Origin of the sequence: Raskinella chloraquaticus (SeqCode), from assembly GCF_021731865.1 — a bacterium.
Lineage (GTDB): Bacteria > Pseudomonadota > Alphaproteobacteria > Rhizobiales > UBA4765 > Raskinella > Raskinella chloraquaticus.
In genome coordinates, this window is sequence record NZ_JAKFWN010000006.1 from 188409 (window position 1) to 202003 (window position 13595).

The 13595-nt window shown below is 59.4% G+C and carries 12 protein-coding genes; all 12 read left to right on the plus strand.

Annotated elements, in window-relative coordinates; genetic code table 11:
• Window positions 1–127 precede the first annotated feature (127 nt).
• The 12 genes from eno (at window position 128) to ACINK1_RS03795 (ending at window position 13580) form a co-directional block, all read left to right on the plus strand.
• The gene (gene eno, locus ACINK1_RS03740; RefSeq protein ID WP_376801060.1) at window positions 128–1399 is read left to right on the plus strand and encodes a phosphopyruvate hydratase; all 1272 of its coding nucleotides are present in this window, start codon (window positions 128–130) and stop codon (window positions 1397–1399) included.
• A 76-nt stretch (window positions 1400–1475) separates the two neighbouring features.
• A complete protein-coding gene (locus tag ACINK1_RS03745; RefSeq protein WP_376801059.1) occupies window positions 1476–1808 on the plus strand; it encodes a septum formation initiator family protein in 333 nt (110 codons plus the stop codon).
• A gap of 165 nt (window positions 1809–1973) precedes the next feature.
• Window positions 1974–3020, plus strand: coding sequence for a pyruvate dehydrogenase (acetyl-transferring) E1 component subunit alpha (gene pdhA / locus ACINK1_RS03750; protein WP_376803761.1), 1047 nt, complete (start codon window positions 1974–1976; stop codon window positions 3018–3020).
• A 15-nt stretch (window positions 3021–3035) separates the two neighbouring features.
• Window positions 3036–4466 carry a pyruvate dehydrogenase complex E1 component subunit beta gene (locus tag ACINK1_RS03755; RefSeq protein ID WP_376801057.1) on the plus strand — a complete coding sequence of 477 codons (1431 nt, stop codon included), beginning with the start codon at window positions 3036–3038 and terminating at the stop codon, window positions 4464–4466.
• 12 nt (window positions 4467–4478) lie between these two features.
• Complete coding sequence (locus tag ACINK1_RS03760; protein ID WP_376801056.1) at window positions 4479–5807, plus strand: pyruvate dehydrogenase complex dihydrolipoamide acetyltransferase; 1329 nt, start codon at window positions 4479–4481, stop codon at window positions 5805–5807.
• Window positions 5808–5823: 16 nt separating this feature from the next.
• Window positions 5824–6402: a hypothetical protein gene (locus ACINK1_RS03765; protein WP_376803762.1), complete on the plus strand. Its 579-nt coding sequence runs from the start codon at window positions 5824–5826 to the stop codon at window positions 6400–6402.
• 24 nt (window positions 6403–6426) lie between these two features.
• The gene (gene lpdA / locus ACINK1_RS03770; protein ID WP_376801054.1) at window positions 6427–7866 is read left to right on the plus strand and encodes a dihydrolipoyl dehydrogenase; all 1440 of its coding nucleotides are present in this window, start codon (window positions 6427–6429) and stop codon (window positions 7864–7866) included.
• A gap of 55 nt (window positions 7867–7921) precedes the next feature.
• The gene (locus tag ACINK1_RS03775; RefSeq protein ID WP_376801053.1) at window positions 7922–8344 is read left to right on the plus strand and encodes a hypothetical protein; all 423 of its coding nucleotides are present in this window, start codon (window positions 7922–7924) and stop codon (window positions 8342–8344) included.
• A gap of 214 nt (window positions 8345–8558) precedes the next feature.
• Window positions 8559–9623 carry a sensor domain-containing diguanylate cyclase gene (locus ACINK1_RS03780; protein WP_376802922.1) on the plus strand — a complete coding sequence of 355 codons (1065 nt, stop codon included), beginning with the start codon at window positions 8559–8561 and terminating at the stop codon, window positions 9621–9623.
• A gap of 208 nt (window positions 9624–9831) precedes the next feature.
• Window positions 9832–10794, plus strand: coding sequence for a lipoyl synthase (gene lipA / locus ACINK1_RS03785; RefSeq protein ID WP_376801051.1), 963 nt, complete (start codon window positions 9832–9834; stop codon window positions 10792–10794).
• Window positions 10794–11261 (plus strand): type II toxin-antitoxin system RatA family toxin, encoded by a 468-nt coding sequence (locus ACINK1_RS03790; RefSeq protein ID WP_376801050.1) that lies wholly within the window; start codon window positions 10794–10796, stop codon window positions 11259–11261. The genes lipA and ACINK1_RS03790 overlap by 1 nt, the downstream gene beginning before the upstream one ends.
• A gap of 66 nt (window positions 11262–11327) precedes the next feature.
• Complete coding sequence (locus ACINK1_RS03795; RefSeq protein WP_376801049.1) at window positions 11328–13580, plus strand: spermidine synthase; 2253 nt, start codon at window positions 11328–11330, stop codon at window positions 13578–13580.
• Window positions 13581–13595: the final 15 nt, after the last annotated feature.

Here is a 13595-nt window from a genome sequence, read left to right on the forward strand (position 1 = left end):
CTCCCGGCACGCTTGGCAATGCGGCGCCTCGATAGGTCAGGGAGCGCGGCAAAGCAATCACGCATGGCTGGAAATCTTCGTCATCTCAGCTAAAAGGACGACGCCGATCTTGCGCAAGGAGCTTGAAATGACCGCCATAGTTGACATCCACGCCCGCGAAATTCTCGATAGCCGGGGCAATCCGACGGTGGAGGTCGACGTCGTGCTGGAGGATGGGGCGTTCGGCCGGGCGGCGGTGCCGTCGGGCGCGTCCACGGGCGCACATGAGGCGGTTGAGCTGCGCGATGGCGGCAAGCGCTATCTTGGCGAGGGTGTGCAGAAGGCGGTGGCCGCCGTCAACGACAAGATCGCCAGCGAACTGGTGGGGCTTGGCGCTGATGATCAGGTGGCTATCGACCAGGCGATGATCACGCTTGACGGCACGCCGAACAAATCAAAATTAGGCGCCAATGCCATTCTCGGTGTCTCGCTCGCTGTCGCCAAGGCGGCTGCCGAAAGTGCCAACCTGCCGCTTTACCGCTATGTCGGCGGCACCAGCGCACGCACCATGCCGGTGCCGATGATGAACATCATCAATGGTGGTGCGCATGCTGACAATCCCATCGACTTCCAGGAATTCATGATCATGCCGGTGGGAGCGAAAAGCTTCGCCGAAGGCCTGCGCTGGGGCTCAGAAATCTTCCACACGCTGAAGAAGAAGCTTCACGACAAGGGGCACAGCACCAGCGTCGGCGATGAGGGCGGCTTTGCTCCCAATCTGAAAAATGCGGAAGCCGCGCTCGATTTCATTCTCGAGGCGATCACCGCCGCCGGTTACAAGCCGGCCAAGGATATCGCCATCGCGCTCGACTGTGCGTCCACCGAATTCTTCAAGAGCGGCGCCTATGTCTATGAGGGCGAGAAAAAGACGCGCTCCATCGATACGCAAGTGAAGTATCTGGCAAAGCTCGTCGCCTCCTATCCAATCGTCTCGATTGAAGATGGCATGTCGGAAGACGATTTCGTTGGCTGGGCGGCACTCACCCAGGCGGTCGGCGACAAGGCGCTGCTGGTCGGCGATGACCTCTTCGTCACCAATACCAAACGCTTGACGCTGGGCATTGAGCAGAAAATGGGCAACGCCATTCTCGTCAAGGTCAACCAGATCGGCACGCTGACCGAAACGCTGGCCGCAGTCGACATGGCCCATAAGGCAGGCTTCCGTTCGGTGATGTCACACCGCTCGGGCGAGACCGAGGATGCGACGATCGCCGATCTGGCGGTTGCCACCAATTGCGGACTGATCAAGACCGGCTCGCTTGCGCGCTCTGACCGGACGGCCAAATACAACCAGTTGCTGCGTATCGAAGAAGGGCTTGGTGCGAGCGCGCTTTATCCGGGAAAAACGGTTCTGCGTTAAGTCAGCCCGGTTGCGTCAACGTTTTCTCAATAATGCGCACGCCAATATCGAAGTGCTAACATGAAAAGAGAGAGCGATGGTCCGCCGTTCGATGCGCCAATGGCAGCTTGCTGCGATCCTGCTTGTCGTGCTTGCAGGGGGTAGCGGCTATTTTGTCTACCATGCCTACCATGGACGTTTTGGCCTGAAGGCGCGCGGAGAGCTGATCACGCGGATCGCTGAGTTGAAGAACGAGCACGGCCTGGTTCGTAGCGAACGCGCCTTGTGGGAGCGGCGCGTCAACCTTCTGAGCGCTGACAAGCTCGATCCTGATTTTCTCGAGGAGCAGGCCCGGGACGCCCTCAACTGGTCTCATGGCAACGATGTTGTGATCATTGAGCGCGACGCGCATTCGTCGCAGTCTCGCTAGCATCCGCCTGTGGGCATTGAACAAACTGAAGTGGCGCCAGAAGGTTAATTTGTCAAAGCCTGTAAGGATTTGTGATTAATCGTCAGGCAGCGCTGACGGCTCGCTTTTGCCGGCAAGTTCGGTTATTGGGTTAAGTCATGTTTGTTCACGGTTGCGGGAGGAACGATGGCAGTCGCGGCGAAAAAGGCATCTCAAGCCAGCACGAATGCAAAATCAGCGGACAGTCCGCGCATTGGTCATAAAAGCGTCGGCTCGTGGACTCATCAGCAAGACATGGCTGCCTATCGCGAGATGCTGCTGATCCGGCGCTTCGAGGAGCGTGCCGGCCAGCTCTATGGCATGGGGCTCATTGGTGGTTTCTGTCACCTCTATATCGGGCAGGAAGCGGTTGTCACCGGCACGCAGATGATGCTGAAGCCCGGCGATCAGGTGATCACGGGCTACCGCGACCATGGCCATATGCTGGCATGCGGTATGGACCCCAAGGGGGTGATGGCCGAGTTGACCGGGCGCAGCGGCGGCTATTCGCGTGGCAAGGGCGGCTCGATGCATATGTTTTCCATCGAGAAGGGCTTTTTCGGCGGGCATGGAATTGTCGGCGCCCAGATTTCGCTTGGCACCGGGTTAGCGTTTGCCAACAAGTATCGCGGCAATGACAATCTGTGCGTCGCCTCGTGCGGTGATGGCGCGGCCAATCAGGGGCAGGTCTACGAGAGTTTCAACATGGCGGAGCTGTGGAAGCTTCCGATTATCTATGTGATTGAAAACAACCGCTATGCTATGGGAACCGCGGTGTCGCGCGCCTCGGCGCAGAAGGATTTCTCGCGCCGCGGCATTTCGTTTGATATTCCCGGTGAACAGGTTGACGGCATGGATGTGCGCGCCGTCAAGGATGCCGTCGAGCGTGCCGCCCAATGGTGTCGCGGCGGCAATGGACCGATCATCCTCGAGATGCAGACCTATCGCTATCGCGGGCACTCGATGTCGGACCCGGCCAAATATCGCTCGAAGGATGAAGTCCAGAAAATGCGTGACGAGCACGATCCCATCGAGATGGTCAAAACGCGGCTTCTGGCCAACAAGGTCGCCAACGAAGATGATCTGAAGAAGATCGATGCTGAGGTGCGTGCGGTCGTCACCGAGGCAGCTGAATTCGCCCAGACCAGCCCTGAGCCTGATCCGTCCGAATTGTGGACGGATGTGTACGCGTAAGGGGAGAGAAGAGAGATGGCAACCAACATCCTGATGCCGGCGCTTTCCCCGACGATGGAGCAGGGAAAACTCGCCAAATGGCTTAAAAAAGAAGGCGACCGCGTCAAGTCGGGCGATGTCATCGCCGAGATTGAGACCGACAAGGCGACCATGGAGGTCGAGGCGGTCGATGAAGGGGTTCTGGGAAAAATCCTGATCGAAGCAGGCGCAGAGAACGTTCTGGTCAATACGCCGATCGCCGTTCTGATCGGTGAAGGGGAAAGCGCTGGCGACGTTCAGGTTGCAGCGCCTGCAAGCGCTCCGCCACCGGCAGCCGCCTCAGCGGCGCCGATCGCTGCCCCGGCGATCATGCCTGCCATGGCATCAGCCGAACATGAACCGGCTATGGATGCTGCGAGCGATGATGGTCGTCCGTGGTCGTGGGATAAAGCCCAACCCTGGGCATGGATGGCAGCGGGTGCCGAGACGTCCGACATCACCATGCGCGAGGCGCTGCGGGATGCGATGGCAGAAGAGATGCGCCGTGATGAGCTGGTGTTCGTCATGGGCGAGGAGGTCGCGGAATATCAGGGCGCCTACAAGATCACCCAGGGGCTGCTCCAGGAATTCGGCGAGCGTCGCGTGATTGACACGCCGATCACCGAGCACGGCTTTGCCGGCCTGGGCGCGGGCGCGGCGATGGCGGGCCTGAAACCGGTCATCGAATTCATGACGTTCAATTTCGCCATGCAGGCTATCGACCAGATCATCAATTCGTCGGCCAAGACGCTCTACATGTCGGGTGGACAGGTGAAGAACCCGATCGTCTTTCGCGGCCCCAATGGCGCGGCAGCCCGTGTTGCCGCCCAGCACAGCCAGGATTTCACGCCGTGGTACAGCAATGTGCCGGGTCTGAAGGTGGTGGCGCCGTCGAATGCAGCGGATGCCAAGGGCCTGCTCAAGGCAGCCATCCGCGATCCCAATCCGGTGGTGTTCCTGGAAAATGAAATTCTTTATGGCGTCAGCGGGCCGGTGCCGAAGAATGATGATTTTGTTGAACCGATCGGCAAGGCGCGCCTCCATCGGGCGGGCAAGGACGTGACGCTGATTGCCTGGTCGATTGGCATGACCTATGCCAGCAAGGCAGCCGCTGAACTCGAAAAGCTCGGGATCGATGCGGAGATCCTCGATTTGCGCACCATCCGGCCCATGGACACCGGCGCCATCTTGTCCTCGGTCCGCAAGACGGGGCGTTGTGTCGTCATCGAGGAAGGCTGGCAGCAATCGGGCGTTGGCGCGGAAGTGGTGTCGCGCATCGTCGAGCATGCCTTCGATTTCCTGGATGCACCGGTGCTGCGTGTCTCGGGGAAGGACGTGCCGATGCCTTATGCCGCCAATCTCGAAAAGCTGGCGTTGCCGACGATAGCCGAGATCGTCCAGGCGGTTCGCGCCATCACCTATCGTTGAGGGGAGCGGGTCATGCCAACCAACATCCTGATGCCCGCCCTTTCTCCGACGATGGAAAAGGGCAATCTTGCCAAATGGCTGAAAAAAGTAGGCGACAAGATCAAATCCGGCGATGTGATCGCCGAGATCGAGACCGACAAGGCGACGATGGAAGTCGAGGCGGTCGATGAAGGCGTGCTGGCGCGCATTGTGGTGCCGGAAGGTACAGCCGACGTTCCGGTCAATCAGTTGATCGCGGTGCTTGCGGGCGAGGGGGAAGATGTGACCGCCGTCGCCGCTCCATCGGCCGAGAAGCCCGTTGCTGCAATGCCTGCAGCCGTGAGTGCGCCTGCGGCGTCTGCCGCACCAATCGCGGTCGCGGCTGCGCCTTCGGCCCCGGTTGCAACCGGCGCGGCAATGGCAGCAACCGGCGCCCGGGTGTTTGCTTCGCCGCTTGCCAGACGCATTGCCAAAGATGCCGGGTTGAGCCTGGTGGGGCTTGCAGGGAGCGGCCCGCACGGGCGTATCGTGGAGCGCGATGTGCGCGCCGCCATGGCGTCCGGCACAGCACGACCGGCAAGCGCCGCCGTCGCGCCCGCGCCGGCAAAGGCGGTGTCCAGCCTGCCGCCGGATGAGCAGATCAAGAAATTCTTCGAGCCAGGCAGCTACGACGAAATTCCGCACGACAATATGCGACGCACGATTGCACGGCGCCTCACTGAATCGATGCAGAATGTTCCGCACTTCTATCTGACCGCTGATTGCGATCTCGATCTGCTTCTTAGTCTGCGTGAAGAGGCCAATGCCGGCGCGCCGCTCAGGGATGGCAAGCCGCTTTTCAAGCTGTCGGTGAATGATTTCGTCATCAAGGCGATGGCGATGGCGCTACATGCCATTCCAGATGCCAATGTCAGCTTCACCGAAGGGGCGATGCTGAAACATAAACGGGCCGATGTCGGTGTGGCGGTGGCGATCCCCAACGGGCTGATCACGCCCATCGTGCGCGATGCCGGGCGCAAATCCCTGTCGGCGATCTCCCTTGACATGAAGGATTTTGCCGCACGTGCCAAAATCCGCAAACTCCTGCCAACCGAATATCAGGGCGGAACGACGGCGATCTCCAATCTCGGCATGTTCGGCATCAAGCAGTTCACGGCTGTCATCAATCCGCCGCACGCGACGATTCTGGCCGTGGGAGTTGGCGAAAAGCGCGCCGTGGTGCGCAATGGCCAGTTGACCGCAGCGTCCGTCATGTCGGTCACATTGTCATGCGATCATCGCGCCGTTGATGGAGCGCTCGGAGCCGAGCTGTTGCAGGCTTTCAAAGGGTTCATCGAACGGCCGATGAGCATGCTTGTCTGACGACCGTCGAGGCCTGATGTCGGAGGATCCCATTCCAGGTGCCGGACAACGCTTCTCGGGGTCTGGCGAAGCGCCGGAAGCCGGGCGCAAGGGTGCTGGTGATCGCCCGCGCTTCCTGCTGGCGCGGCGATTGCGGAAAATCTTTACGGCGACCAATATTTCACTCGTCGTCGCGCTGTGCTCGGTGCTGTCTTCAGCCTATCAGTCATGGAATTATTCCCGCAGCATCGACTCGGTCCAGCGCAACGTGCTGCGGGCAGAAAATCTGCGCACCTGCCGCGACATCATCGATGTCTTTTTTCAGTTTCGGCTGAAGGCAGAAGATGCCAACGCCAGGCTCGCCGATGCGTCGCGCCCGACTGATTTGCGCACGCTTGCCTACCATTTCGGCGCACTCAGCACCTTCCTTGCCAATTTTCGTGAAGATGATGTCCGCGGGCTTTATGCCAAGCTGTCCTGGGATATGCTGCGGGTTGCCAAGGAAGCCGAAACGTTGTCACCGGATGAATTTGCAAGCCTGTTTGCGTCGATCGACGAAACATTCACCACCCTGAACGACGATTGCGCGAAATCAGCGCAACGTCGCCTGTTGTGATCCGCCAGACGAGAGGTCGCCCCCATGTCCGCTTATGACGTCATCATTATCGGTTCGGGACCGGGCGGCTATGTGACAGCCATTCGCTCAGCCCAGCTTGGCTTCAAGACGGCGATTGTCGAGCGGGAGCATCTGGGCGGTATCTGCCTCAACTGGGGGTGCATTCCGACCAAAGCGCTGCTGCGCTCGGCTGAAATCTATCATTACATGCAGCATGCCAAGGATTACGGCCTCAAGATCGAGGGCAAGATCGGGTTCGAGGCAGCCGATGTCGTGAAGCGCTCGCGCGGTGTCTCGGCGCGGCTTAACGGCGGCATCGGGTATCTGATGAAGAAGAACAAGGTCGACGTCATCTGGGGTGAAGCAAAGCTCACCAAGCCCGGCGAGATCATCGTTGCGGATAGCAAGAAGGCACCCATGCTGCCGCAAAATCCGATACCCAAGGGCACGCAGGGAGCCGGTACGTATACGGCCAGGCACATCATTGTTGCCACGGGTGCCCGTCCGCGCGTGCTGCCCGGGCTGGAGCCAGACGGCAAGCTCATCTGGACCTATTTCGAGGCAATGGTGCCGCCGGCGATACCAAAATCGCTGATCGTTATGGGTTCCGGGGCGATCGGCATCGAGTTTGCGTCCTTCTACCGCACCATGGGGGCGGAGGTGACGGTGGTGGAAGTGCTGGGCCAGGTGATGCCGGTTGAAGACGCGGAGGTGTCGGCGATTGCCCGCAAGGCGTTCGAGAAACAGGGCATGAAAATCCTCACCTCGACCAAAGTCACGAAGGTCGAGAAAGGCAAGGACAGCGTCACGGCGCATGTCGAAGACGACAAGGGTAACAAGCAGACCATCACGGCGGAGCGTATGATCTCGGCGGTGGGTGTCGTTGGCAACATTGAGAATCTCGGGCTGGAAGCGCTGGGCGTGAAGAGCGAGCGCGGCTGCGTCGTCATTGACGGCTACGGGCGCACCAATGTGCCGGGTGTTTATGCCATCGGCGACGTTGCGGGACCACCCATGCTGGCCCACAAGGCTGAACATGAAGGGGTGATCTGCATCGAGCACATCAAGGGATTGCCGGTCCATGCGATGGACAAAAACAAGATCCCCGGCTGCACCTATTGCCACCCGCAAGTGGCTTCTGTCGGTCTCACCGAAGCCAGGGCCAAGGAAGCGGGCCGCGAGATACGCGTCGGGCGCTTCTCGTTTGCCGCCAATGGCAAGGCGATCGCCCTTGGCGAGGATAATGGTTTGATCAAGACGATCTTCGACAAGAAAACCGGTGAATTGCTGGGTGCGCATATGGTGGGCGCGGAAGTGACCGAATTGATCCAGGGCTTTGTGGTGGCGATGAACCTCGAGACCACGGAAGAAGACCTCATGCACACCATCTTCCCGCATCCGACACTGTCGGAAATGATGAAGGAGAGCGTGCTTGATGCCTATGGCAGGGTGCTGAACGCTTGAGCGTGCGCCGATTGAGCGGCGCGGTCTGGTCGCTTTTGGCGAGGCGGTCCCAGCAATGCCACAACTGACCAGAAGTCGCGCCGTTCTGCTGGCTTTCGGGCTGGTGGCGCTGGGTTTGAGCGTGGCGCCGCTTTTGGTGCGCTGGTGGGCGGTGCAGGATGCCTGTCCGCGCGTGACGCTGGCCGATGGCTATTTCAGCGACGGGATGTTCTGGCGTATCCAGGAGGCGCAATGCGGCGGCACGATCGGGACCGTTTGGCAGGTCCACATCTCGGCCTCCAACACGCAACCGCGACTGGCATTCGACGCGCAGAACGCACCGCGACCGTTATCGGTAGAGCAGATCAAGGGCGGGATCGTCATCAGGCTTGATCAACCACCCGCCGGATCGACGGAGGCGAGCGTGTCCATCCCTGTCGTCCCGAAGATGCGGCCTAAAAGAATACTGCATTTCGTCAACGGCCGCGCGCGAGGTTAATTGATTTCCTCAGGTTTGCAGATACCGCGGATTTGCGACGCTGATCGTTTCAGCAACGCATCACCAACACATCATCAACACATCATCAACACCAATAATCGAAGCCCGGCAGAGTATAAAGATGCATGTAATCGAACGACGAAATCGCGGCTAATTTTTAATTAAGTGTCGAATCATATATATGTTACCGCAAAACATAAGCGGGAAAACCAAGATGAGCCGGGCGCCTATTCCCTTGAATGAAGCGATGCGCCTGAAGGCGCTGCACAATTATGAGATCCTTGATAGCGTTTGCGAACAGAATTTCGACGACATTACACGGTTGGCGGCACGCTTGTGCGATTGCCCGATGGCCCTTATTTCCTTGATTGATTCAGATCGTCAATGGTTCAAGTCAAAGGTTGGGCTGGAAGTCAGCGAAACGCATCGCGATTTGTCATTCTGTGCTCACGCTATCCTTGATGCATCGCAACCGCTGATCGTGACAGATGCCACTCAGGACTGCCGGTTTTCCGATAATGATCTGGTCGTCGGCCCCCCTGGAATTCGATTTTACGCAGGCATTCCGCTGATTACCAAACAGGGCTTTCCCCTTGGAACGTTGTGCGTGGTTGATACCAAACCGCGGACGATTGACACTTACCAGCTGGATGCCTTGCGTGTGCTGGCGCAATCGATCGTAACCGCCCTTGATCTGCGCCAGACGATGCGCGCCGTCGGGACGCTGGCATTGTCGGACCAATTGACAGGACTGCCCAATCGCACGGCCTATCTATCGCAGATGTCGAAATCGATCGAGCGACAGAAGCGCGATGGGCACCCGTTCGGGATCGTCTATATCGATCTTGATGGCATGAAGCGCGTTAATGATCAGGAGGGCCATGCGGCTGGCGACCGGTTGCTGGTGGTTGCTGCGAAGGCGATTGCGAAAGCGGTGCGCGGTGAAGACAGCGTCGCAAGGCTGGGCGGCGATGAATTCGCCTGCCTTGTCAATGTTGCGACGCTGTCTGCCTTGGCCAAAATCTGCGAGCGGATACGGCTTTCGATCAAGGATGATATGCTGATCAACGGTTTTTCTGCGACGGCATCGCTGGGCGGGGCCCTGTTCGCCCAGCCCCCGAAAGATGAATACCGCGCCATCGCTGTCGCTGACGCGCTGATGTATGCGGCCAAGTCATCAGGCAAAGATCAGTGTGTCTGCCGCCAGATCACGTCACATATTGACGATCATGTCAGCCGTTTCGGTACGGTCACGGCGTTGCAGATGAACGCCAATTGATACGGCCTCATCTGCTGCCCGTCGGCTGACATGGTGTCTCAGGGGCCAGCGGGCTACTTCGCTCGCGGGGGTAAATGATATAGGGTGCTGTTCGTGCCGCTGGAGCGGACAGCGATCTGACAGGATCGGCGGTCGCTCCCGACGCCTTTGTCGTTGCGTGCGCTGTTTCCGCACCCGTTTTACGGGTGAGTGTTCTGACGGTAGGTCCATGGCAAATCTGATTGATACGTTGCATGCCGATCCGCGCCCGCGCCATCCTGAAAAAGCGCATAAGGCGGACAGTCCGGTGCTGCGCAAGCCCGACTGGATCAGGGTGAAGGCGCCGGGCTCGCCCAAATATGCCGAGACGCGGGCGATCGTGAAGGAGAACAAGCTCGTTACCGTGTGCGAGGAGGCAGGCTGCCCGAATATCGGGGAGTGCTGGGAAAAGAAGCACGCCACCTTCATGATCATGGGCGATACCTGCACGCGGGCCTGCGCCTTCTGCAACGTCAAGACCGGCCTGCCGGGGGCGCTGGATGCCCATGAGCCGGCGCATGTGGGCGAGGCGGTCGCCAAGCTCGGGCTGAGCCATGTGGTGATCACCTCGGTTGACCGCGACGATCTTGATGATGGCGGGGCCGAGCATTTCGCGCAGACCATCCGTGCCATCAGGGCCGCCTCGCCAACGACAACGATTGAAATTCTCACCCCTGACTTCCTGCGCAAAGAGGGGGCGCTGGAAACGGTCGTCGCGGCAAAGCCAGACGTCTTCAACCACAATCTGGAAACGGTTGCCTCGAACTATCTGACGGTGCGCCCTGGCGCGCGTTATTTTCACTCGCTGCGCCTGCTGCAACGGGTGAAGGATCTTGACCCGTCGATCTTCACCAAATCGGGCATCATGGTCGGCCTTGGGGAAGAGCGGAACGAGGTTCTGCAATTGATGGATGATCTGCGCTCGGCCGATGTCGACTTCATCACTATCGGCCAATACCTTCAGCCCAGCCGCAAGCATCATCCGGTGATCAGCTTTGTCACGCCGGACGAGTTTGCAGCCTTCGAGACGATTGCCTACACCAAGGGCTTCCTCATGGTGTCATCGTCGCCGCTGACGCGCTCCTCGCACCATGCGGGCGAGGATTTCGCCCGTCTGAAGGTGGCACGGCAGGCGCGTGCTGCCAAAGTCTGATGCCGGAAATCACCAGCCAGAGGCGCGTCAACTACACGCCAGAGCAGATGTTTGATCTGGTGGCGGACATCGAAAGTTATCCGCACTTCGTACCCTTGTGCGAGAAGCTCGTCATCCGCTCGCGCCGCAAGAGGGAAGATGGCAGTGAGTTGGTGACCGCGGCAATGACGATTGGTTACAAACTCTTCCGCGAGACGTTTACCAGCCGCGTTGCTCTCGATCGCTCGCAACTGACGATCATCGTCACCTATGTCGACGGGCCTTTGCAGAGCCTCGAAAATTGTTGGTCGTTCGGCGCCGATGGGCCACAGGGATGTCTCGTCGATTTCAAACTGTCGTATGAGTTGCGCTCGCGCACGCTTGCCATGGTCATGGGCAGCGTCTTCGACAGGGTGTTCGGGCGCTTCGCCGAGGCCTTCGAAAAGCGCGCAGACACCGTCTACGGTGCGCGTAAAATTGCTGGCTGACGCAAGCTTTTGTTGAGAGCTTTGTGGTGAGGTGATGCCATCGATTTACCTCAGCGGGCGTCCTCCATGGCTATTTCCACCCTTTCACCGGCGTCATCGCCAAATTTTGCAGTGCGGTTTGCCTTGTTGCCGCTGACGGTTGCGGCTCTTTTTCTTTCCGCCGCCTTGCTGTTTTCCATCCAGCCGTTGTTCACCCGCATGGTGCTGCCCGTTCTTGGCGGGTCACCCTCCGTGTGGTCGGTAGCGATGGTGATGTTTCAGGCCGTCCTGCTTGCCGGCTACGCCTATGCGCACGCGCTGTCGTCGTGTGCCTCGATCCGTCGCGCCACGGTGATCCATGTCGCGTTGATGGCCGCCGCTGCCGCCTTCCTGCCGATTGCCCTGCCAGGCAACGCTGCGCTTCCGGCGGGCGAGGGGTCGGTGATGTGGTTCGTGACAATCTTCTTGATGGCGGTAGCCGTACCCTTCCTTGCCGTTGCCGGCAATGGGCCCTTGCTTCAGGCGTGGTTTGCGCGCAGCCAGCACGCGGCGGGTGAAGATCCCTATCATCTTTACGCCGCCTCCAATATCGGGTCGTTTGTCGGCCTTCTGAGCTATCCGCTGATCGTTGAGCCAAATTTCGGGCTGGTGGCGCAAAGCAGCCTGTGGTCGCTTGGTTTTGCAGCGCTTGCGGTCCTGATCGCGGCGGCGGGGATTACCGCTGGTCAGGCGCAATCCAAGGCGATTATCGCGCGTGTGACAAGCGCTGCGCCGCTGGCGTTCCGGCGTGTGTGCCAATGGATCGCGCTCGCCTTTATTCCCTCAGCACTGCTCGTGGCGGTGACTGCGCATATTTCATCCGACATTGCTGCCGCGCCTTTCCTGTGGGTGGTGCCACTGGCGCTCTTCCTGCTGACGTTTGTACTTACGTTCCGCAAAACGCCGCTGGTATCGTCCGAGGTTCTGCACCGGTTGCAACTTGCCATCATCGGCATGGTGATCGTGGCGCGCAGCTTCGCGCTGACGCCGGATATCGCAGTGAGCGTCCTGCTCGATCTGGCGGCTCTCTTCATCGCGGCAATGAGCGCGCATGCCGCGCTCGTTGCTCTGCGGCCCGAAAAGGAAAGGCTGACGCTGTTTTATCTGTCAATGTCACTTGGTGGCGTGCTGGGTGGCAGTTTCACGGCATTACTGGCGCCTCTGTTGTTTTCGTCGATTGCCGAATTCCCGATCACTCTGCTGCTTTGCCTCGCAACTCCACTCATTCTGGCACCACCGACTTGGGCGAAGACGGGCAAAGCGCTCGCGCTTGGTATCGTCATCGGTGGCGCGATCGTTTCCTGCCTCTATGCTTTTCCTGACGTCACCGGCCCGCAGCGGGAGCCGGTTCTGGTGTTGGGTCTGGTGATGGCGGTCATGAGTTTTGTTCTGCTGTACCGGCACATGTTGGCTGCCCTGACAGTGGCGATAGCGCTGCTGGCGGGTGAAGCCTGGCTCAGCCCGTTAAATGGCAAGGCCGAGAGCGTGCGTTCGTTTTTTGGTGTCCATCGGATGGTTGCGAGCACTGATGGTCGCTTTCGCCTTCTTTTCCACGGAACGACACTGCATGGCGCGCGGCAGATGACGGACAGCGCTGGAGCGATAGTCAAAGACGCGCCGCCGACGACGTATTATCATCCCGAAAGTCCGTTTGCCGATGCCATTGACAGCGTGCGGCGTCGCAAGGCGCAGTTTTCCGCCAGCATCGTGGGGCTGGGCGCAGGTGCGCTGGCGTGGTACGGGCGCGACCAGAACGATTGGCGCTATTTCGAGATCGATCCCGCTGTCGTCGAAATCGCGCTTGATCAGCGGCAGTTCGGGTTCATGTCCCCCGACGATCGCCGCAAGATCTCGATCGGCGATGCACGGTTGACGCTGACCTCGCTTGGCGATGGGTCGCAGGATCTGATTGTACTTGACGCTTTTTCCTCCGATTCAATTCCCACTCATCTTTTGACGGTTGAGGCGATGAGCCTTTATGCACGCAAGCTGGCGCCGCGCGGGCTGCTCCTGATGCATGTGAGCAATCGTAATCTCGAACTGGCCTCGGTGGTTGCCGCAAATGCCGAGGTACTGGGCTTGACGGGCGCAAGGCGCTTATCCACCAACGATGATTTTAAGAACACGTATCGGTCAGCAGCCGATGTGATCGCGCTTGCCCGCGCCCCTGCCGATCTTGATGACCTGATACAGCGCGCGAAATGGTGGTCACTTGCGCCGGTGGCTGACGTGAAGCCATGGAGCGATGATTTTACCGATCTGCCAGCCGCCATCTATCGCCGGTTGTGGTCGAAGCGCTAGCGCATGCTGTTAGCG